General features: G+C 62.5%; 22 protein-coding genes. 8 read left to right on the plus strand and 14 right to left on the minus strand.

The window, feature by feature from the left end; all coding sequences use genetic code 11:
* Positions 1-165 precede the first annotated feature (165 nt).
* On the minus strand, positions 166-351 hold the full coding sequence (locus FJ973_RS05180) for a hypothetical protein (RefSeq protein ID WP_140555037.1): 186 nt from the start codon (positions 349-351) through the stop codon (positions 166-168).
* Between the two features lie 306 nt (positions 352-657).
* On the opposite strand from FJ973_RS05180, the gene FJ973_RS05185 reads away from it, so the two are divergent.
* The gene (locus tag FJ973_RS05185; protein ID WP_246675823.1) at positions 658-1,686 is read left to right on the plus strand and encodes an acyltransferase; all 1,029 of its coding nucleotides are present in this window, start codon (positions 658-660) and stop codon (positions 1,684-1,686) included.
* A 41-nt stretch (positions 1,687-1,727) separates the two neighbouring features.
* Here the strand turns inward: FJ973_RS05185 and FJ973_RS05190 are convergent, their stop codons facing one another.
* From FJ973_RS05190 to FJ973_RS05245, 11 genes are all read right to left on the minus strand, one after another.
* Entirely contained in the window at positions 1,728-3,857 is a 2,130-nt protein-coding gene (locus FJ973_RS05190; RefSeq protein WP_140495647.1) for an ASKHA domain-containing protein, read from the minus strand.
* Positions 3,808-4,782 carry a methyltetrahydrofolate cobalamin methyltransferase gene (locus FJ973_RS05195; RefSeq protein ID WP_140495648.1) on the minus strand — a complete coding sequence of 325 codons (975 nt, stop codon included), beginning with the start codon at positions 4,780-4,782 and terminating at the stop codon, positions 3,808-3,810. Before FJ973_RS05195 ends, FJ973_RS05190 begins: the two co-directional genes overlap by 50 nt.
* Before the next feature lie 80 nt (positions 4,783-4,862).
* Complete coding sequence (locus tag FJ973_RS05200; RefSeq protein ID WP_140495649.1) at positions 4,863-5,954, minus strand: methylenetetrahydrofolate reductase; 1,092 nt, start codon at positions 5,952-5,954, stop codon at positions 4,863-4,865.
* Positions 5,951-6,574, minus strand: coding sequence for a methylenetetrahydrofolate reductase C-terminal domain-containing protein (locus FJ973_RS05205; protein WP_140555039.1), 624 nt, complete (start codon positions 6,572-6,574; stop codon positions 5,951-5,953). Before FJ973_RS05205 ends, FJ973_RS05200 begins: the two co-directional genes overlap by 4 nt.
* Entirely contained in the window at positions 6,567-6,869 is a 303-nt protein-coding gene (locus tag FJ973_RS05210; protein WP_140555040.1) for a virulence factor, read from the minus strand. Before FJ973_RS05210 ends, FJ973_RS05205 begins: the two co-directional genes overlap by 8 nt.
* 142 nt (positions 6,870-7,011) lie before the next feature.
* Positions 7,012-7,542, minus strand: a complete 531-nt coding sequence (locus FJ973_RS05215; RefSeq protein WP_140555041.1) for a GNAT family N-acetyltransferase — start codon at positions 7,540-7,542, stop codon at positions 7,012-7,014.
* Positions 7,530-7,796 (minus strand): DUF6290 family protein, encoded by a 267-nt coding sequence (locus FJ973_RS05220; RefSeq protein WP_140521108.1) that lies wholly within the window; start codon positions 7,794-7,796, stop codon positions 7,530-7,532. The genes FJ973_RS05215 and FJ973_RS05220 overlap by 13 nt, the downstream gene beginning before the upstream one ends.
* 56 nt (positions 7,797-7,852) lie before the next feature.
* Positions 7,853-8,635 (minus strand): formyl transferase, encoded by a 783-nt coding sequence (locus FJ973_RS05225; protein ID WP_140555042.1) that lies wholly within the window; start codon positions 8,633-8,635, stop codon positions 7,853-7,855.
* Positions 8,636-8,728: 93 nt separating this feature from the next.
* Positions 8,729-9,304 (minus strand): DUF4893 domain-containing protein, encoded by a 576-nt coding sequence (locus FJ973_RS05230; RefSeq protein ID WP_140555043.1) that lies wholly within the window; start codon positions 9,302-9,304, stop codon positions 8,729-8,731.
* Positions 9,305-9,559: 255 nt separating this feature from the next.
* The gene (locus FJ973_RS05235) at positions 9,560-10,186 is read right to left on the minus strand and encodes a DUF1638 domain-containing protein (protein ID WP_140555044.1); all 627 of its coding nucleotides are present in this window, start codon (positions 10,184-10,186) and stop codon (positions 9,560-9,562) included.
* 285 nt (positions 10,187-10,471) lie between these two features.
* Positions 10,472-11,170, minus strand: coding sequence for a B12-binding domain-containing protein (locus FJ973_RS05245; RefSeq protein WP_140495658.1), 699 nt, complete (start codon positions 11,168-11,170; stop codon positions 10,472-10,474).
* Between the two features lie 289 nt (positions 11,171-11,459).
* Here FJ973_RS05245 and FJ973_RS05250 point away from each other — a divergent pair, with 289 nt between their 5' ends.
* The 6 genes from FJ973_RS05250 to FJ973_RS30760 all read left to right on the plus strand — a co-directional run bounded on the left by FJ973_RS05250 (position 11,460) and on the right by FJ973_RS30760 (position 17,990).
* Complete coding sequence (locus FJ973_RS05250; protein ID WP_140495659.1) at positions 11,460-13,034, plus strand: trimethylamine methyltransferase family protein; 1,575 nt, start codon at positions 11,460-11,462, stop codon at positions 13,032-13,034.
* 89 nt (positions 13,035-13,123) lie between these two features.
* Positions 13,124-13,813 (plus strand): 4Fe-4S dicluster domain-containing protein, encoded by a 690-nt coding sequence (locus FJ973_RS05255; protein WP_140555045.1) that lies wholly within the window; start codon positions 13,124-13,126, stop codon positions 13,811-13,813.
* Between the two features lie 105 nt (positions 13,814-13,918).
* A complete protein-coding gene (locus FJ973_RS05260; protein ID WP_140555046.1) occupies positions 13,919-14,656 on the plus strand; it encodes a dienelactone hydrolase family protein in 738 nt (245 codons plus the stop codon).
* 184 nt (positions 14,657-14,840) lie between these two features.
* Positions 14,841-15,401 (plus strand): RNA polymerase sigma factor, encoded by a 561-nt coding sequence (locus FJ973_RS05265; RefSeq protein ID WP_140555047.1) that lies wholly within the window; start codon positions 14,841-14,843, stop codon positions 15,399-15,401.
* Between the two features lie 2 nt (positions 15,402-15,403).
* On the plus strand, positions 15,404-17,518 hold the full coding sequence (locus FJ973_RS05270) for a VWA domain-containing protein (protein ID WP_140555048.1): 2,115 nt from the start codon (positions 15,404-15,406) through the stop codon (positions 17,516-17,518).
* A 208-nt stretch (positions 17,519-17,726) separates the two neighbouring features.
* The gene (locus FJ973_RS30760; protein WP_181170866.1) at positions 17,727-17,990 is read left to right on the plus strand and encodes a hypothetical protein; all 264 of its coding nucleotides are present in this window, start codon (positions 17,727-17,729) and stop codon (positions 17,988-17,990) included.
* 16 nt (positions 17,991-18,006) lie between these two features.
* On the opposite strand, the gene bmt is transcribed toward FJ973_RS30760, so the two are convergent.
* The gene (gene bmt / locus FJ973_RS05280) at positions 18,007-19,029 is read right to left on the minus strand and encodes a betaine--homocysteine S-methyltransferase (RefSeq protein WP_181170867.1); all 1,023 of its coding nucleotides are present in this window, start codon (positions 19,027-19,029) and stop codon (positions 18,007-18,009) included.
* 116 nt (positions 19,030-19,145) lie between these two features.
* Positions 19,146-20,003 carry a helix-turn-helix transcriptional regulator gene (locus FJ973_RS05285; RefSeq protein ID WP_140555050.1) on the minus strand — a complete coding sequence of 286 codons (858 nt, stop codon included), beginning with the start codon at positions 20,001-20,003 and terminating at the stop codon, positions 19,146-19,148.
* A 229-nt stretch (positions 20,004-20,232) separates the two neighbouring features.
* Here FJ973_RS05285 and FJ973_RS05290 point away from each other — a divergent pair, with 229 nt between their 5' ends.
* Positions 20,233-21,240 carry a fatty acid desaturase gene (locus tag FJ973_RS05290; protein WP_140555051.1) on the plus strand — a complete coding sequence of 336 codons (1,008 nt, stop codon included), beginning with the start codon at positions 20,233-20,235 and terminating at the stop codon, positions 21,238-21,240.
* The last annotated feature ends 14 nt before the right edge of the window (positions 21,241-21,254 follow it).

A 21,254-nucleotide genomic window follows, 5' to 3' on the forward strand; every position in this document is an offset into this window, starting at 1 on the left:
AGATTTACGCTGTGTGCACACGTCGCTGTGATGGGCGCCGCATTTCTCGCGGGAGGGATCAGCGCTGCGGCAGAAGGGCTGCCCGCAGGCGGTTGCTGGTGACGGCCGGAGCCCCTCGCGGGCTCCGGCGCGTGCCGAGCAGTTTGCACTTTTCGGCGAAGGTCATCAGCGCGTAAAGCCCAAAAGCAGGGCGGAAAGCGCCGCCTGCGGGTCGCTGGGCGGCGAGGCCGGCCAGCCGATGTCTTTCTGGACATGCGCCGGCAGGCTGTTCAGGGCGCGGACGGCCTTGTTCCTGGCATGGGCCTGCCTGATGGTCGCACCGTAGCGGCCGAGATTTTCGAAGATCGACATTTTCATCTCCCTTGAAGAACGGCGGCGGCCGAGGATTATCTTCGGCCGCCGTTCGATGCCGGGTAAATGCGCCTGCCATGTATCGGTCGGATTTCACGAAAACGGTGATTTGGTTTCCGGATCAGTCATTCCGGAAACATTTGCATACAAATGAAATTGCAGGGCGATTGACACCCCCGAGCGATCGCTTCTTGGCCGCGTCCAAGAGGGCGTGCCGCGATCCTACCTAGCTTGCCCGTTGACAGCAGATGGCGGATGTCTGCTATTGTGCATTGCAGCATCGGGGGTGCGGGTAAGGAGTATGGCGTGAATGACATTCACAGTATCCAATACCTTCGAGGACTCGCCGCTTCCGCGGTAGTTTGCTTTCACATCAACGAACAGTTCGGCGGTCCGTTCGCGGTCGGTGCTGCTGGCGTCGACCTGTTTTTTGTCATCAGCGGTTTCATCATGTGGGTGACCACGGCCGATCGCCCTGCCAATCCACGGCGTTTCATATGGCGTCGGATTGTTCGCATCGTGCCGCTCTATTGGATCGTCACGGTGCTGACCGCGCTGGCAATTTTCCTCAAGCCGCAATTTCTCTACGGACATGTGCTGAGCCCGGAAAATTTTTTCGGCTCGCTGGTGTTTCTTCCGATCGTGCAGGATGGGGTACTTCATCCCGTGGTGATCCAGGGCTGGACGCTGTGCTATGAAATGATGTTTTACGTCATTTTCGCCTTGGCGCTCTTTTTAAGCGAGAAGCAGCGTTTTGCCGCGCTGATCGGCGTGCTGACGGTGATGGTCGCATCGAACTTGCTGCTCAAAGGCTACCGCTTTACCTCTCCCCTCATGCTCGAGTTCGCGGCCGGCATTGTTATCGGGCGGCTGTGGATGGAGGATATTCGGCTCCGGCTTGTGCCGGCGCTGGCGCTGGTTGTTGGCGGATTTCTCCTGTTGATGACGATCCAGATGCTTGACCCCGAGCTGCCTCGTGTTCTGCGTTGGGGTATTCCGGCGACCCTGATCGTTGCCGGAGCGGTTTTTGCCGAGCGTGCCAGACCGTTCAACCCCGTGGCCCTGCTTACATTTTTTGGTAGTGCCTCGTATTCGATCTACTTGTGGCATGTGCTGGTGGTTGTCGTGGTAACTGGCATCATGCTGCGGCTTGGGGTTCCGCCAAATTGGCAGCCGGCGCCGATTGCCTTGATCAGCATCGCGCTTTCCGCGATGCTTTACCTGTCGATTGAAAAGCCGCTGACGGGCTTTCTCAACCGGTCGCGCGTCAAAAGCATGCCGTTGCTGGCTCAGCGGCCCAGCTTGCGCTTGCCATCGAATGAGGCAAACGACTGACAAGCGGCCAAGGCGCCTCGGCGTTGCATTGTGCCCTAATTTTATTCCCGGCCACGTCGCGCGGCGTGGCCTTCGCGCGAGCGCCGGCGCGGGGTGGCGTCGCCGGCGATGCCGTCTTCGCTCACCGTCTTGCGCGGCGGCAGCTTCACCGCCGCCGACAGTTTCGGGAACGGATCGACCTTGTTCGGCAACGCCATCGCATAGACGAAGTGCTCCTGGAATTTGGGCTCCAGTGCGGTCTCGATCTTCTCGATCTGGCTCACCGTCTCCTCGATCTCGCGACGATAGCCGCGATTGAGCAGCGCCATGCGCGCGCCCGCGCCGGCGGCGTTGCCGACGGCCGAGACCTTGTCGAGGTCGCAATCGGGGATCAGGCCCAGCACCATGGCGTATTTCGGATCGATGAAGGAGCCGAAGGCGCCGGCGAAGTGGATGCGGTCGACATGCTCGGTGTTCTGCTTTTCCATCAACAGCTTGGTGCCGGCATAGAGCGCCGCCTTGGCGAGCTGGATGGCGCGCACATCGGTCTGGGTGATGGTGATCTTCGGCTCGCCTTCCTTCAGCACGTAGGAGAAGGTGCGGCCGTTGGCGACGATACGCGGCGAGCGCATGCTGAGCGATCCGTCGACGACGCCGTCTTCCGAAATGATGCCGGCCAGATACATCTCCGCAACGATCTCGATGATGCCGGAGCCGCAAATGCCGGTGACGCCGGTCGCCTGCACGCTGTCGAGGAAACCCGGCTCGTCGGACCACAGTTCAGAGCCGATGACGCGGTATTTCGGCTCGAGCGTGTCGGGATCGATGCGCACGCGCTCGATGGCGCCGGGCGCGGCGCGCTGGCCGCCGGAGATTTCGGCGCCTTCGAAGGCCGGACCGGTGGGCGAGGAAGCAGCCACGACCCGGGCACGATTGCCGAGCACGATCTCGGCGTTGGTGCCGACGTCGACGATCAGCATCATCTCGTCCTGGCGATGCGGGCCCTCCGACAGCGTCACCGCCGCCGCGTCGGCGCCGACATGGCCGGCGATGCAGGGCAGCATGTAGAGGCGTGCGCCCGGGTTGAGCTTGAGGCCGATATCCGAGGCCTTGATGCGCACCGCGCCCGAGACGGCGAGCGCGAAGGGGGCGCCGCCGAGTTCGGTCGGATCGATGCCGAGGAACAGATGGTGCATGATCGGATTGCCGACGAAGACGGAATCCAGGATGTCGTTGCGCTGGACACTGCCTTCCGCGCAGACCTTGTCGACGAGGCCCGAGATCGCCTCGCGCACCGCGACCGTCATGCCTTCGCGGCCATCCGGGTTCATCATCACATAGGAGACGCGGCTCATCAGATCCTCGCCGAAGCGGATCTGCGGGTTCGACGTGCCTGACGAAGCGGCGACGCGGCCCGACAGCAGCGACACCAGATGCATGGCGATGGTGGTCGAGCCGATATCGCAGGCCAGCCCATAGGCCTCGTTCTTGAGGCCGGGCCACAAAGCGATGACGCGCGCGATATCGCTGTCGGCATCCTTGTGGATGGCGGCGGTCGCGGTCCAGTTGCCCTTGCGCAAGATGCCCTGCACCTGCGGCAGCAAATAGAAATCGAATTCGAGGTTCTTGAAGTTCCAGTCCTTCATCAGCGCGATCTTGAGCCGGTCGAGATCGCCTGAAGGATTGTGCATGTCGGGTTCTTCGATTTCGACATAGCACATGCGGATTGCCGTATCGCGCGCGATCACCCTGGTGTCGGCATCCTTGCGGATGGTCTGTGCGTTGATGACCGTGTCCTGCGGCACGTCGATGACAAGGTCGCCGAGGATCTGCGCCGAGCAGGAGAGGCGGCGCCGTTCCGGCAGGCCGCGCACGCGCTCATAGCGCTCTTCCTTGGGCCCCTTGGGCGAGATGTGGTCGTTGGAGGAGACGATCTTGTGCTTGGCGAAATTGCCTTCCTGCACCTCGATCTGGCAGCGCCCGCAAGTGGCGCGCCCGCCGCACACGCTCTCGACATAGACGCCGAGCTGGCGCGCGGCGTCGAGCACCGGCGTGCCGACCGGAAACCGCCCGCGTTTGCCCGACGGCATGAACAGCACGAGCGGATCGGTGATGTTGGTATGCGAATTCACGATTGCGCGCTTATCCCCTTGCCATGCGGGCTTCACGACCGCCACGACGGCGACCGCCATTGCCGCCGCCTTCGCCTGGTGCATTGACCGCCGTCGGAGCGGCGACCGCTTGGCCGCCTTCGGCCGGCTTGTAATCCTTATAGGTGCGAATCCAGTTGGTGCAATTCTCGTCGGTGCCGTTCAGAACGTTGGCGCCGCGCACGGCTTCCATTTCCTGCGGACGCACCGGGTTCATGATGGCCGATGTCATGCCGGCGCCGATCACCATCGGGATGAAGGCGGCGTTGATGCCGTGGCGGTGCGGCAGGCCGAAGGAGATGTTGGACAGGCCGCAGGTGGTGTTGACCTTCAGTTCCTCGCGCAGGCGCCGCAGCAGGGCGAACACCTGGCGGCCGGCGTCGCCGAGCGCGCCGATCGGCATGACCAGCGGGTCGACGACGACGTCATGCGCCGGAATGCCGAAATCGGCGCAGCGCTGCACGATCTTCTTGGCGACGGCGAAGCGCACATCCGGATCCATCGAAATGCCGGTCTCGTCATTGGAGATGGCGACGACCGGCACGTTGTATTTCTTGATCAGCGGCAGGATGGCTTCGAGTTTTTCCTCCTCGCCGGTGACGGAGTTGACCAGCGGACGGCCCTTGGCGACCTTGAGCGCCGCCTCGATCGCGGCGGTGACCGAGGAGTCGATCGACAGCGGCAGGTCGACCAAGCCCTGGACGATCTCCAGCGTCTGTACCAGCAATGCCGGCTCGGTCGCGTTGGGGTCGACGGCGGTGACGCCGGCATTGACGTCGAGCATGGTGGCGCCGCAAGCGGCCTGTTCCAGCGCGTCCTTGATGACGGTTTCGAAATTGCCGGCGATCATCTCGGCGGCGAGCTTCTTGCGGCCGGTCGGGTTGATGCGCTCGCCAATCACGCAGAAGGGCTGGTCGAAGCCGATGATGATTTCTCGTGTCGCCGAGGCAACGATGGTCCGGGTCATGAAATCTCTCCGTCGTGATATAAAGAGTTCTTTATATCGTTATCTCTTGTCGATCAAGCGAATGGTGGCTGTCCCGCAAGTCAATGCGCGGTCTTCACCATGTCCACCTGGGTTTCGGTAACATCGTCGTGCAGGATATGGTCGAGCCGGTCGGCGACCATCTGGTCGTCGCGGCGGATTTCGCGCTTCCACGGCTGGCGGCCCTTCAGCACGCCCGATTCATCGACGATCTCGGCGACATACTCCTCCTGGCGGTAGGCCATCACATGGACGCCTGAAACGCCTGGGATTTCCTTCACCTCGTTGATGATGTCGATGCAGAGCTGCTTGCCTTCCTTCTTCTGGTCCTGGGCGCCTTCCAGCCGCTTGATGACGGTATCGGGAATATGTATTCCCGGCACGTTGGAGCGGATCCATTTGGCGGTCTTGGCCGAGGCGAGCGGTCCGACACCGCACAGGACGAACACTTTCTCCGTGTGGCCGAGATCGCGTGCCTTTTGCATGAAGGCCTTGAACATCGGTACGTCGAAACAATACTGCGTTTGGACGAACTGAGCGCCCGCGGCGATCTTCTTGCCGAGATGGATCGGGCGGAAGTCGAAGGGTGGTGCGAACGGATTGACGGCCGCGCCGAGGAACAACTGCGGCGGCGTGGTGAGCTTGCGGCCGGACAGGAACTTGCCGTTGTCGCGCATGATGCGGATGGTTTCGAGCAGCGACATGGAATCGAGGTCGAACACCGGCTTGGCGCCGGGCTGGTCGCCGGCCTGCACGCCGTCGCCTGTCAGGCACAGCATGTTGGCGACGCCCATGGCAGCCCCGCCCAGCACGTCGCCCTGGATGGCAATGCGGTTCTTGTCCCGGCAGGCGATCTGCATGATCGGTGCGTAGCCCATGCGGGTCAGGAGCGCGCAGATGCCGACCGACGACATATGGCAATTGGCGCCCGACGCATCGACGGCGTTGATGGCATCGACCCAGCCGTCGAAGATCTTCGCCCTGTTGTAGACGTCTTCGGGATCGGCGCTGTCGGGCGGGTTGAGCTCGGTGGTGACCGCGAATTCACCGCGTCGCAGGACGCGTTCGAGCCGGCCGCGCGAGGTGTGGCCGGGCAAGGGGTCGAGCGGCAGATGGATGCCGGCCGGGTTCTCGTCACGCTGGCGGGCGATCATGCGGCCGCTCCGGTCTTCGCATCGGCCGCGGCTTCACGGGCGGCTGCCGCCTGAGCGGTGACGCGCAGCCAGGCGGACGTTTCGCGCAGCGACTGGTCGACCGGCTTCTGCACCGCAAGAATCCTGTCACCGTGCTCCATGTTGCGCGCCCCTTCCCAGGCCTTGACCCAGACGCAAGGCATGTCGGGCTCGACCTCGCAATTGCCGTTGGCGCGCACGCCGCCACAAGGGCCGTTGCGCAGCTGCTTGGGGCAGTTCATCGGGCACGACATGCCGGTCGAGGACAGGATGCACTGACCGCACATGCGGCAGTCGAACATGAAGCCCTTGACGCGCTTTTCGACAAACTTCACCGGGGCCTCGACACGGCTGTAGCCTATGCCTTTCCACAAGGGATGCAGCAGGAGGAACGTGTCGGCGAAGCGGGCATAGAACCATTCGAGCAGGCGCGAGTGCCGGACCGACCATAATCTCACCGCGAAAGAACGCTGCACGCGGCGCTGTGGCGACACGTCGGCCGGCTTGTAGTCGGATTTCGGTGCCGCCTTCTTGACCAGGGTCGCCTGGGTGACCGGCTGGAGGGCCGCCGGGCTCTCCTTGGCGGGAATGGTTTCAGACATTTTCTTTGCCGCCCGCCTTCACCAGAGCGACCAGCCGCTCGCGGTCATATTTCGCGTCGAGGTCCTGGAATGCCTTCTCGACCTCGGCTTCGAGGTCGTCGCCGACCGGAACCGGATCGGCCTTGCGCCATTCGGCCAGATAGTCGTCGGTGCCGCCGGCGCCGGTGCGCATGGCGCACATGTCGATCGCCTCGGTGAAGCGCAACGGCAGTTCGCGCTTGGCGTTCTGGCGGCCTTTCCTGACGATGACCTGGGCAGGGATGTCGCGCCAGTAGACGACGATCAGATCGGCCATGAATTCTCACTCCTCGATCTGCGAGCATTGCCGCATGCGCAATTGGGCCGCTTGTTATGGGACGACGCGCGCGCATTCAAAAGCGACGCATTTGGATGTCGTAAAATGAAAGGCAATCTTCAATGTCGGCCTGAGGCAGAAATCAGCAGGAATGATCGATGCTGCCATCGAAGCCATTGTGCCTCAGATCGGCAATGCGGACGATCATGCTCCGTTTGGGATCGAATGGAAGATCCTGAAAAGCGAAGTCGCGATAGAAGTCTCTTACGCCTTCGTCCAGCGGGTGTGTGATAACGCCGAAGCAGCCGATATTGCTGGAAAACCGCACCGCCGTCCTGAGCGCAAACAGGAGAAGGGAGCGCCCGCAGCCGCGTCCCTGATATTTGCGATCGACGGCCAACTGGCCGAGCAGGATTACCGGAATAGGGTCAGGCCGATTACGCTGTGCCGATTTGGGCAGGTATGCGCGTTCGATCTGGCCAGCGCTCAGCGCAACGTAAGCCGCTATCCCACCGGTTTCGGAATCACAGACGAGGCTCGTCCGCGACAATCCATCCTGCTGGTTGCGCCATGCATGACGGCGAAGCCAGTTGTTCAACGACTCGCGACCGCAATCGAAAGCGTCCCAGTCGTCATCCCCGGCGAGCGGACGGGGTGGCTTCAGTCCCGCCATACTGGCCTGGACGCAGCAAGCCTTTGCAGTCTGGGCTCGGTCTTTGGTGTCGATTTCGCCCAGGCCTCGAATTGTTCCCAATCGACGACGGGAATAACGACGACACGACCGCCCAAAACCTCCATCTCGGCGGCCTCAACAGCCTTGCGCCGAATGAAGTCGCTCAGATTTGTATGAGCCTGCTTGGCGGCGGCCTCGAGAATGTCACGCTCGTCCGAGGTGACGCGAACGCTGACAGGCGCCATGCTGGACATCGATAGGGCTCCACATTTTGTATGACAATAGCATACGATCGCCCGTATCGCCAGCGCTACCAGATGCCGGTTCTGAGCCCGGTCCAGAGATAGAACCAGATCGTCGGGTGGTACCACTGTTTAGATGGCAGGCTTGGATCGAACGTCACGAGTTTTCCGGCCAGAGCATCGCTGATCGCCTCGACGCAGATGTCGCGCGAAAACGCCGTTTGGCGCAGCGCATAGCTTGAGATCGTGTCGCCTGGTTTCGGCTGGCCGTATGCCTGTTTCAGCACGCCGCCCGTGTCCACGCCGGCATCGACCAGATGCACAGTGGTGCCGAAATTCGCGGAATCGCCTGATGCCAAAGCCCAGTAGCCTCCATTCATGCCGCGATATTTCGGCGTGATGCCTGCGTGATAGTTGAGCACCGGGCAAGGCATCCTGGCCAAGAGGTCCCTCGACAGGAGTCGGCAGCCGTTAAGCAGGACAACGCCTGGCTGGATTCTCTGGATCGCCGCGAGACATTCCGGCCCGTTGGCCGAGGCAACATGGATGATCTCCTGACTCGGCCGCGGCTCGGTCTCGAGCTTCTCCTGCGCAATCAACCGGGCGGCATGGCTGGCGTAGAGCCGCTTGCCCAGCCTGCTCAGCACCATCGTGCCGAACTGGCCGATAGCCTGCAGCCAGCCCTGGCGACGGGCACGGCCAAGCAGCAATCGCTTTTTGGATTCAGGGACTTCCAGGATGACGATGACAGGGCCGACATGGTCGGCAATGGCGTTGACCATTGCCCATACGTGCTGGCCTCCTCCGGTAACGACCACGATCGGTGTCGGATTGGTTTCCGGTATTGCCATTGATCTTGCCACCCCTGGGACCAACTGCCACGGCCGGAGCTTAGACGAGGCGGGTTAATCCTTGGTATGCCGGAGCCGTCAGGAAGGCTCCGCTCAGCGCTTGAACTCCATGATGTCGAGCTTCGATTCGTAATAGGGAGCGGGGAACTCGATGCGCCATTCCCCGGCGCTATTGCGGAAGGCGTAGCCGACCTGGTCTGTCCGAGGACCGCTGCCATAGGGTTTTGCCTGGTCGTTGTTGACGGAACCGGAGCCGAGATAGATCGCGCGCTTTTCGCCGCCGTCGAAGAAGCGGCCTTTGGTGCGCTGCGAGCCGGTGAGCTTTTCCAGCCGCCAGCCGGAGCCGTCGTCGGTCACCCTGCATTTGAACCAGCCATAGATAACGAGCGGGCTCAGCCCGCCCACCTTGATGGTGCGGCATTGCCATTTGCCGGTGAGGTCCTTGTCGGAGAAAGCAACCAGCGGCTTGGCCAGCAAGGCGTCGAGCTGCCTGACCTCGCCAGGATTGCCCGCCTTCGCCTCGGCAAGAGCCGCCTTGCGCGTCTCGCCATATTTGTCCAGCCGCGCCTTGTCGGCGGCGGTGATCAGCTTCTGCACCTCGCCGTCGGCAAGCGCGGGCAAGGTGCAGCAGAGAAGGCCGGCAACGGCAAGCATTGGGCGAAGGGTCATCGGCATTCCTCGTCGGTGTCCGGCAGCCGACCGCTGGACGGCGCCTTTGCATGGCTTGCGCGCAATTTACCCATTCGCGGCAGGCTGTCATCCGTGCTTAACAACGAAACCACGCCGCGATCCAAATTAAGGCAATTGGCCTGGGAACAGATCAAGGCCATTCTCCAGTAGAAGGCGGCGATCCGTCCTGTCTTCGCCTTCGGAAAGGGCGATAATCGCCAATCGCCGCGCAAGAGGGCCGCAGCCCAGCCAGCGTCAGACGTCAGCCGCGGCCTTGGCCAGCCCAGCCGTCAGATCGCCATAGCCTGTCGCGCGCCGCTCATAGACGAGGCCAAGCAGTTTCGCGGCCTTTTCCGCGACCTTGTCGAGCTCCGGATCGTCGGTCTGGGCCAGGTAGATCAGCTTCTCGTAATTGCCGAAATAGTCCTTGATCAGCTCCGGATGCCTGTCGAGACCGAGCGGCTTCATGAAGAAGGCATCGAATTGGCGGCAGAGGAAATCGGTCATGTAGAAGGACATCATGTCGTCGTCGGCGACCTTCGCGTAGGCATCCATGCCCTGGTAGAAGGCGAAGCAATGCGGACCGGCCATGCGTTCGACGCCATGCTTCTCGCAGACCCGATCGAGCAGGCCGCCGGTGCCGCAATCGGCGTAACCGACGAAGATGTTGCTGTAGCCTTCCGCCTTGGCCTTTTCGATGGCCTTGTCCATCGCCGGCGCGATGCGGTCCGGATAAAAATGAAACTCGGCCGGAAGGCATGTCAATTCGAGGTGATGGAGCCCGAGCTGTTCCTTGACGGCCAACACCTCGCGCGCAATCATCCCGCAGGCGATGATGAGCAGCTTGTCCGCTTGATTCTGCTTGGGTCTGGGCATCTTCATGAAACCAGCCGAGCCGGCTTTCGTTGCTGTGGGGCGATCTACCGAGAGAGGGATAAACCGTCGATGAAACTGTTACGCATTGCGCCAATCGCAATCCTGGCTTGTGCCCTGGCCCTTTCGGCCTGTGCCAACACCGTTCGCGGCGTCGGCAGGGATATCAAGTCTACCGCGAAAGCCGTTGACGATACCGTCAAGAAACCCTGACCGCCGCTCCCGACATCTGGGAACAAAAAAGCCGCGCTGCAAGGCGCGGCTTCGTCTGTTGAGCGTCCGCCTTGCCTTGTATCAGGCGGAAGCGCGCACATTGTGCTTGCGCTTCATGTAGTCCTTGGCGGTCTCGACCGCCACAGCGGCGTCGCGGCAATAGGCGTCGGCGCCGACCGCCTTGCCGAATTCCTCGTTCAGCGGCGCGCCTCCGACCAGGACCACGTAGTCGTCGCGGATGCCCTTTTCCTTCATCGTGTCGATGACGACCTTCATGTAGGGCATGGTCGTGGTCAGCAGCGCCGACATGCCGATAATGTCCGGCTGGTGCTGCTCGATGGCATCGAGATATTTCTCGACCGCATTGTTGATGCCAAGATCGATGACGTCGAAGCCGGCGCCTTCCATCATCATGCCGACGAGGTTCTTGCCGATGTCGTGGATGTCGCCCTTGACGGTGCCGATCACCATCTTGCCCTGCTTGGGCGCGCCGGTGGCGGCGAGCAGCGGGCGCAGGATGAACATGCCGGCCTTCATCGCATTGGCCGACAGCAACACTTCGGGAACGAACAGGATGCCGTCGCGAAAATCCTCGCCGACGATGCGCATGCCTTCGACCAGCGCTTCCGTGAGCACCTTGTAGGGTGCCCAGCCGCGCTCGAGCAGGATGCGCGTGCCTTCCTCGATCTCTTCCTTCAGACCGTCGTAGAGATCGTCGTGCATCTGCTGCACCAACTCGTCGTCGGAAAGCTCGGAGAGGATAATCTCGTCGTCGGACATTGTTTCTCAGGCTCCTTGCTGCCGGGAACGACCATGGCAGCTTAAAATCAACGCGCCAATACCTAACCCGCAAGGGGCGGGTATCCATAGCTGATTTGCGACTTCCCGCAAAAGGAAAGCGACTGAAAAATCTATCGGTTTTCTTGTCGATTTTGCGACAGGCGTTGGCGCGGACGGGCCGTTTCGAATAGGGTGCATGGCTACGATCCGCCGGAAGCCGCGATAGGCGGCCACAACGGTTCCGGGCCGGGCGCTAGTCAAGCCGGTCCAAATTCAGGGAAGAACGATCATGAGCGAACACGCGGCAGTGGACCAGGAAGCGTCAAACGCGCGACGTGGACGCGGCGCCAGCGGCGGGGCGGCGGCAAGGCGGGCGGCGCGTTCGGGCGGCGGTCCCGGCACCCAGCTCACCTACATCAAGCGCAAGATCAACGTCTATGAAGTGCTGGACGAGGAAGGCCTGGCGCTGATCGAGAAGAACACCGACACGGTGCTCGAAGAAATCGGCATCATCTTCCGCGACGATGCGGAGGCGTTGCAGCTGTGGAAAGAGGCGGGCGCCGACGTCAAGGGCGAACGCGTGCATTTCCCGAAGGGGCTCTGCCGTTCGCTCTTGAAGACCGCGCCCCCCATCTACACCCAGCATGCCCGCAATTCCGAACGCTCGGTGCAGATCGGCGGCAATGCCACCGTCTTCGCCCCGGTCTACGGACCGCCCTTCGTGCGCGACCTCGACGGCGTCAGGCGTTACGCGACGATCGAGGATTTCCAGAATTTCGTGAAGCTCGCCTACATGGCGCCTTCGATCCACCATTCGGGCGGCACCGTGTGCGAGCCGGTCGACGTACCGGTCAACAAGCGCCATCTCGACATGATCTACGCGCACATCAAATATTCCGACAAACCGTTCATGGGCTCGGTCACCGCGCCGGAACGTGCTGAAGACACGGTCGCCATGGCCAAGCTGGTGTTCGGCGACGACTTCGTCGAAAACAACACGGTCCTGACCAGCCTGATCAACGCCAACTCGCCGATGGTGTTCGACGAGACCATGCTTGGCGCGCTGAAGGTCTATGCGCGCCACAACCAGGCCTGCATCGTCACGCCGTTCATCCTCGCCGGCGCGATGAGCCCGGTGACGGTGGCCGGCACGCTGACCCAGGTGCTTGCCGAGGTGCTTGCCGGCGCTTCGTTCACGCAGCTGATCCGGCCGGGCGCGCCGGTGCTGTTCGGCACTTTTGCCTCGTCGATCTCGATGCAGTCGGGCGCGCCGACCTTCGGCACGCCGGAGCCGTCGCTGGTATCCTACGGCGCCGCACAGCTCGCACGGCGCCTCGGCCTGCCGTTCCGCACCGGCGGTTCGCTCTGCGCTTCCAAAATCCCCGACGCGCAGGCAGCTTATGAAAGCGCCAACACGCTGAACTCGACCATTCTGGCCGGCACCAATTTCGTCCTCCATTCGGCCGGCTGGCTCGAGGGCGGGCTGGCGTCCTGCTACGAAAAATTCATGATGGACATCGACCAGCTCGGCATGACGCAAAAATTCTCCGAAGGCGTCGACCTGTCGGAAAACGGCCAGGCGATGGACGCCATCCGCCAAGTCGGGCCGGGCAGCCACTATCTCGGCTGCGACCACACGCAGGCGAATTTCCAGACTGCCTTCTATCGCTCCAACATCGCCGACAACAATTCATACGAGCAGTGGCTGGCCGAAGGCGAGAAGACCGCGCCGCAGCGCGCCAACGAACTCGCCCGCCGCTGGCTGGAATCTTATGAGGCGCCGCATCTCGATCCGGCGATCGACGAAGCGCTGAAGGACTTCATCGCCAAGAAGAAGGGGTCGATGCCCGACGCCTTCACGTGAAAGGAGCCCGAGTCAGGCGGGGCTAAAGTCGCCAACATCATCCACAAGGAAGTCTGGCGGAGCGCCTTCTCCGATCCGGTCAAGAAGGGATGATTCCTTCGCGCGGCAGGATGGAGGAGATTGCGGCCGCGCTTGGCGCCGACGGCCTCATCCTGCGTGGCGGCTTCACCTTTGCGGACGGCGAGGCGGCGCCTTGTGGCCGCTCCGGTGCACCAACCAGGTCGGCGCTGCTGGTGGGACAGGCGGGGGCAGCACCCTGGCCGCATTTTCTGCGCTGGCGTGAAAAGCAGCCGCGAGCAATCGCCAATCCGCTCGACACCTGGTCCCGGCAGGTCATAGGCGCGGTCGCGGAAGAATTCGGCGCACGCGCCGTGTCGCCGTCCGACAAGCCCTATCTGCCGTTCCAGCGATGGGCGATGCGGGCCGAGGGCCTGAAGCCGTCACCGCTCGGCATCCTCATGCATCCGCGATATGGGCTTTGGCATGCCTATCGCGGCGCGCTGCTGTTCGAGGACGAGATCGCGCTCCCGAAGGCTCGCGGGGCGATCCATCTTTGCGACACCTGTGTCGACAAACCGTGCCTGAAATCCTGTCCGGTCGATGCCTATTCCATCCAAGGCTTCGGCTACCAGGCCTGCCTGGCGCATGTGCGCGGGCCGAGTGGCGGGCCCTGTTGTGACGGCGGCTGCCTTGACCGCAACGCCTGTCCCTATGGCACAGCCTATCGCTATCCCTCAGAGGTGCAGGCCTTCCACATGGCAGCGTTCGCGGGCCGGTAAGCTCGTCGCGCTGCCGCACGAAATGTTGACTGCCAAAATCAGGCAACAGCTTGCCCTGTCGGCGTGCCCGGATATGTATCGCCCAGCAACCGAACGGAGCTGGCGATGCCGAAACAGGACCTTCAGATCAAGACCAGGGACGGCACGGCGAGGGCGGGGCTGTTCCGCCCGGCCAACGCTTCCCCGCCCAAGGCCGGCATCATCCTCTATATGGATGCCTTCGGCCCGCGCCCTGCGCTCGACGGCATGGCCGAGCGGCTGGCGGAGGAGGGCTACGCGGTTCTGGTGCCCGATCTCTTCTATCGCAACGCGCCCTACGGTCCGTTCGATGCCAAAACCGCGTTCGTCGAGGAAAGAACCAAGGTGCCGGTGATGGCGCTGATCAGCGGCACGACGCAGGAGATGACGATTGCCGACAGCGGCGCCTTCCTCGATGCACTCGCTGCCGAAGGCGTCACCGGGCCGATCGGCGTTGTCGGCTATTGCATGGGCGGCGCGCGGGCGCTGAACGCAGCCGCCTCCTATCCGGATCGCATCAGGGCGGCGGCCAGTTTCCATGGCGGCAATCTCGCCAGCGATGCGGCCGACAGTCCGCACCGCAAGGCGGGGTCGGTCAAGGCACGCGTCCATGTCGGCATGGCCGGCGTCGACAGGAGTTTTCCGCCCGAACAATCAGCGCGGCTGGCCGAGGCGTTCAGGGCGGCGGAAGTCGATTACGTGCTGGAGAATTATGTCGGCATGGCGCATGGCTGGTGCGTGCCGGACCACAGCGTCTACAACGAAGATGGCGCCGAGCGGCACTGGAACCGGTTGATCACCCTGTTTTCCGAGACGCTCGGGTAGGTCCTTCGGCCCAAACGCAAACCCAGCCTAATTCGCCGGACGCGGCTGCGTAAACTTTCATGAGTTCGCGCCGCCCCTTCGGGCACCTTCTCCCCGTAGAACGGGGAGAAGGAAGAGGTACCAGTAAAAAAATCTTTCCCTCACCCCAAGGATTGGCCATTAGCCTTCGTCCAACAGGCAAATGATGGCGATGATGCTGGATGAGAGCGAAGCCTCCGACGCCGAACTGATCGGGCGGGCGAAGGGCGGAGACAGGGGAGCTTTCGGCGCGTTGCTCGAAAGGCACTATGACTTCGTCTATCGCGCCGCCTACCGCTGGTGCGGTCGGAAGGCGGACGCCGAAGACATCGCCCAGGAAGTCTGCGTCCGGCTCGGCAAGTCGATCCGCGACTATCGCGGCGGCAGCGCCTTCACCACGTGGCTCTATGCCATGACGCTGAACGCCGCGCGCGACATGATGCGCAAGAGCGCCCGCGAGACGGTCAAGACCGAAGCCTATGGCGTCCATGCGCTGATTTCGGGCGAGGATCCTGCCGAGAACGAGGATCCTGCCGAGGCGATGTGGGTCGCGGTGCGGCAACTGCCCGACAAGCAGCGCGACGCCGTGCTGCTGGTCTATGGCGAGGGCTTGAGCCACGCCGCCGCCGCCGAGGCGATGGCGATCTCGGAGACGACGGTTTCCTGGCACATCCATGAAGCGAAGAAACGGCTGAAGACGCTCATGCGTTCAGCCGGGGAAGTGTGACCATGGTCGACGAGAACGAACTCAAGAGGCTGCGCGACATAGTGATCCCGGCTCCCGGCGAGAGCGCGAAGGCGCGCGCCTTCGAGGCCGCCATGCGCGCCTATGATGAGGAAAATATTTCCGCGGTCAGCCAAGGATCGGTCGGCGGTCTTCGTCTCACAGAGCGAGCACGAAAGCTCTGGAGCGAAATCATGCAAAAGAAACTCATTGCCACGCCGGCTATTGCCGGGCTCGTCGCCCTGCCGATCGCCGGATACGCCACTTTCCATATGCTGAGGGAACAGCCGTCCACTTTCGGCGGCGGCGAAAAGATCACCGAGACGCTGGCCGACAAGCCCGCCACGGTGAAGCCGCTGGCTAAACAGGCCACGGGCGATCAGGCGATCGACAAACCGCTCGCAACGAGCGCGCCTGAGAAAGACAAGAAGACCGACGCGGAAAGCCGCGACGAAACGGAGGCCTTGGCGGCGCCGAGCAGATCCGAATCGGCCGTTGCTGGAGGCCTGGCGCCGCAGAATGCGCAGGAACAGGTTGCGCCGGCGGAACCTGCGCCACCTGCGCCAACGGGCGCGTTCGCCCTGGATAGCACTGCCGCGCCCAGCACGTCGCGAGCCGCACGCATGTCCAAAATGATAGCACCGCAGCAGCCGGCCATGGCGCCGGCGGACCAGATCGCACCACCGGAGGAAAATCGCGACCGCGTCCAGGATTTCAAGACCAATTCGGTGCATTCGGCACTCGAGGACCCGGTCTCGACCTTTTCGATCGATGTCGACACCGCTTCCTATTCCTTCGTGCGTCGTTCGCTGAAAGAGGGTTTCCTGCCGCAGGCCGACACGGTGCGCGTCGAAGAGATGATCAACTATTTCCCCTATGACTGGAAGGGGCCGGATGCGGCGTCGACGCCGTTCAATTCGACCGTCAGCGTCATGCCGACGCCGTGGAACGCGCACAGCAAGCTGATGCATGTCGCCATCAAGGGTTTCGACGTCAAGCCGGCCGAGCAGCCCAAGGCCAATCTGGTGTTCCTGATCGACGTCTCGGGCTCGATGGACGAACCGGATAAATTGCCGCTGCTCAAGTCGGCATTCCGGCTGCTGGTCAGCAAGCTGAAGGCCGACGACACCATCTCGATCGTCACCTATGCCGGCGATGCCGGCACGGTGCTGATGCCGACAAAGGTTGCCGAGAAGGACAAGATCCTCAACGCCATCGACAATTTGCAGCCGGGTGGCTCGACGGCCGGCGAGGCCGGCATCAAGGAGGCCTACAAGTTGGCCGAGCAGTCCTTCATCAAGGACGGGGTCAACCGCGTGATGCTCGCCACCGACGGCGACTTCAATGTCGGCCAGAGCGACGACGACGATCTCAAGCGCCTGATCGAACAAGAGCGCAAGAGCGGCGTCTTCCTGTCGGTGTTCGGTTTCGGCCGCGGCAATCTGAATGACCAGATGATGCAGACCATCGCGCAGAACGGCAACGGCACCGCCGCCTATATCGACACGCTGGCCGAGGCGGAAAAGGTGCTGGTGGAGGATGCCTCCTCGACGCTGTTCCCCATCGCCAAGGACGTGAAGATCCAGGTCGAGTTCAATCCCGCCAAGGTCTCGGAATATAGGCTGATCGGCTATGAGACCCGCGCCTTGAACCGCGAGGATTTCAACAATGACCGCGTCGATGCCGGCGACATCGGTTCGGGCTATTCGGTCACCGCGATCTACGAGATCACGCCCAAGGGCAGCGGCGGCGAACGGATCGACCCGCTGCGCTATGGCCAAGCCGCGGTGAACAATGGCGGCGTCGCCAATGCGGACGAATACGCCTTCGTCAAGATACGCTACAAGCTGCCCAACGAGGACGTCTCGAAGCTGATCACCACGCCGGTTACGTCGGCCAACGAAGTTGCGTCCTTCGGCGAGGCCAGCGCCGACCAGCGTTTCTCCGTCGCCGTCGCGGCGTTCGGCCAGAAGCTGCGCGAGGAGGATGCAACGGCGAAGTTCGGCTACGACAAGATCTTGGAGATCGCCACAGCCGCCCGGGGAGCCGACCCGTTTGGGTACAGGTCCGAGTTCCTCTCGCTTGTGCGCCTTGCCTCGGCGCTGAGCGGCAACCGCTGATGTTGATGACGGTCGGTTTCTTCCAGATGGGGTCGTTCTGATGGGAAAACCGGCCACGGGCGGGTGAGGCGAGGCCGGCGAGGGGGCATTCCCTGCCGGCCCGTTTTTTTCGGAATTTGCGATCGTTAAATTGCGCGGCATTTCCGGTACCGGATCGCAATTTCCTCTTGTTACGCCGGATAGGTGTGTGGGGCTGAGGGAGCCGGAATTGCAGATCAGGACTACCGCCAACTCGACACCGCCGGCACGGGACGCTTCGGCGGCCGCCCAATCAGCCAAATCCAGGCGCATCGGCGACGATGTCGCGCAGGCGCGCCACACCGCCATGTCGGCTCTGACCAACGACCGTTTCCGCATTATGCTGGAGCAGATCACCGATCCGGTTTCATCCGGAGCGCTGATGACGATGCGCGGCGACAATGTCGTCGATCTCAAATCGGCGCAGTCGAGCTACGCCGACAACAGCGAATAATTAGAAAGCGGTGGCTTCAGGCCCGGCTGCGACGACGCTCGCGGCGGGCCTCGCTGGTCTCGGCGCTGTTCGCCGTGGCCACCTTGTTGCGCATCGGACCGATGCGCTCGACGATCGTCTCGACGGTCGGACGATCCGCCTTGGTGTGGGCGTCGAGCGCCTTGCGCATGGCGGCCAGGTGCTGGAACGAGGTGCCGCAGCAGCCGCCGATGATTTTCGCGCCGCCGTCGACAGCAAGGCGCACATAGTCGGCCATCAGTTCGGGCGTGCCGGAATAGTGGATCTCGGTGCCGCGGAATTCGGGAATGCCGCAATTGCCCTTGACGATCACGGTTGCCTCCGGCTTCGCCTGCGTCATGTCGAGCAGCGAGGCGAGGATGTCGGAAGCGCCGACGCCGCAATTGGCGCCGACGCCGAGCGGTGCTTGCGACAAGCCATCGGCGACGCCGTGTATGTCCTTCGGCAGCAGGCCCATCATGGTGCGGCCGGCGGTGTCGAAGGAACCGGTATAGGTATAGGGCAGGCCGACGCGGATCGCCGCTTGGGCGGCGGCACGGATCTCGTCGGGCGCCGACATGGTCTCGATCCAGGCGACCTCGGCGCCGCCCTCCTTGAGGCCTTCGATCTGCTCGGCGAAGGCGTCGACCGCCTCGTCATAGGTCATGGCGCCGAGCGGCACCAGCAACTCACCGGTCGGGCCAACGGAGCCGGCGACGATCACCTTGCGCCCGGCCTTGTCGGCAACGGCGCGGGCGATCTCGGCGGCGCGCTTGTTCAGGGCGTGCACGCGGTCCTGGGCATGATGCAGCTTCAGCCGGTGACGGGTGCCGCCGAAGGAATTGGTCAGGATGATGTCGGCGCCGGCGTCGACGAAATTCTGGTGCAGGCTGGTGATGGTGTCGGGCGCGGTCTCGTTCAGCAACTCCGGCGCCTCGCCAGCCTCCAGACCCATTGCGAACAAATTGGTGCCGGTGGCGCCGTCAGCCAAAAGCACGCCTTTTTGCGCCAGCAGCGCGTCGATCGGGTTGGTCGTCGTCATCGGATTGGCTTTCACATTCTGAATTCGAATAAGGATATAAAGAAATCTTTATGTCCGGTCAATAAAATAGCGACGGCGGAGTCGCGGTTAAAGGGCGCGGTTACGGGTGCGCGCTGTCATGCGGAACCTGATGGGAACGACATGCCGGCCAGATTGCGCGCGAAGCTTGCTGCCTCATGCGGGTTGACGTCGGCGGCCCGGATCAGATTGTCGAAATGCCGGGTCAATGCCTGGACCGGCTGGGTGGCGTTCAGCACGACATACATGTCGCCGACATAAATAGCGGCGCGGTATGGTCCGAAGATGGTGAGCGGGATCGAATAGCGCATGCGGCCGTCGTAGAGAAACAGGCGGAAAGTCGGGTAGAGATCATCAAGCAGCGTCGCCATATGGGCGAGTTGCTGCTGACGGTCGGCCTCCGGAAAGCGATCCCAGACGCCGAGGCCGCGTGCAAAAATCTCCAGCGTGTGACGCGGCATGCAGACTTCCATGTCGGTCTCCGGGCGCCGGTTGTATTCGATGCGGTATTGGGTCTCGCTGGCCTGTGCGAGCCTGCTCCTGTTGGTGATGTTTGCCTCATAGTCGACCAGCGCGTGGGTCCGCAGAAGATCGGGAATGCCGGCCGGCACATAGCGGATCTTGGTGCCCGCGGCCTCGGCGAACCATCTGGCCAGAAGCGTGCGGTCAAAACCGTCGGGGGCTTCCTCGATCTCCAGGCTTTCGCGGATTTCGCCGGTGACGCCCTCGTCCTGGCTGAGGCCGAGCAGCCAATCCAGCGACACCTTGAACTCGGCCGCGATGTTGAGCAGCGTTTCGGCCCGCGGCAAGCGCGTCGACGCGCCCGACATCAGCTGCGACAGCGCCGACCGATCGATGCCGACGGCGGTGGCGAAGGCGGACTGGTTGAGGTCGGACCTTGTCAGGAGCAACTTGAGACGCTCCCGAAAGATTGCTGACAGATCTCGTTTGTCCATCTTCCAAGTCTCCGAATCATGAGGAAAAATTTTCGCCGAGACGTCCTGACGAGGCGCTCCAGGCGTAAACGAATCCCTAGGTCTGTTTACAATCTGTAACATGTGCGGTTGAAAATGCGCAATCGCAACATTTTGTACACTTTGTCTCGTTGAGTGGAATCGTTTCTCCTGACACTATGCTGTCAGGAGCCACTGGGGTTCCGGCGACTGAGGGGCAGTGGTCGATAACATGACTGGCAAGAGCATCAGGCGACGCAATACACCGGCCATCGAGTGGCCAACCGTAGCCCTCGCTTTCTTCTGTTACGGAGCATGGCTCGCCACCGGCCTTCTGCTCTGGCCGTCCTATCCGATCTTCGCGCTCGCTCTCCTCGGTTTCATCCTGGCACTTCAGTCGTCGATCATGCACGAAGTGCTGCACGGCCATCCGACGCGCAATGCCCTGATCAACGAGGCTTTCGTCTTCCTGCCGATCGGTCTGGTCTGGCCGTTCCGCCGCTTCAAGACGCTTCATCTGCGCCATCATGCCGACGAGCGCCTGACCGATCCGCTCGACGATCCGGAAAGCTACTACCAGGCGCTTTGGCAGCATGACGACCTGCCGCGAGCAATGAAATTCCTGCTCAGGATCAACAACACCATGGCCGGCCGGTTCTTTCTCGGTCCCTGGCTGTCCTGCATCGGCTTCTTCATCGACGACGCCAAGCACATAATGGCCGGCGACAAGGCCATCCGCAAAGCCTGGCTGCTGCATGCGATCGGCCTCGCCGTCGTGGCGCCGATCGTGCAGTTCGGCTTTGGCATTCCGCTTTGGCTCTATATTCTCCCGGTGTGGCTCGGCCAGTCGCTGATCGCGATCCGCACCTTTGCCGAGCATCAATGGTCCGAGCATCCCGAAGGCCGCACGGTGATCATCGAGCGCTCGCCGCTGTCGTTCCTGTTCCTCAACAACAATTTGCACTTCGTCCACCACAAGACCCCAACGGTGGCCTGGTACAGACTGCCTCAGCTGTTTCGCGAGCGTCGCGAGGAATGGCTGCGGATGAACAATGGCTATGCCTATCCCAACTATTTCGCGCTGATCAGGTCCTATGCTTTCAAGGCCAAGGAGCCGATCGTGCATCCGGTGTTGCGGCGCCAGCCGGAGCCGGGCAGGGCGTTCAAGCCGCGCGTCAGGGCGCGCAGCATCAGCGGGCTCGGCACCGCGCCAGTCCCGGCCGAGCCGCCCAAGGAATGAAGCCCGCGACACGA

The organism is Mesorhizobium sp. B2-1-3 (assembly GCF_006442495.1).
In the GTDB taxonomy this organism is placed as follows: domain Bacteria; phylum Pseudomonadota; class Alphaproteobacteria; order Rhizobiales; family Rhizobiaceae; genus Mesorhizobium.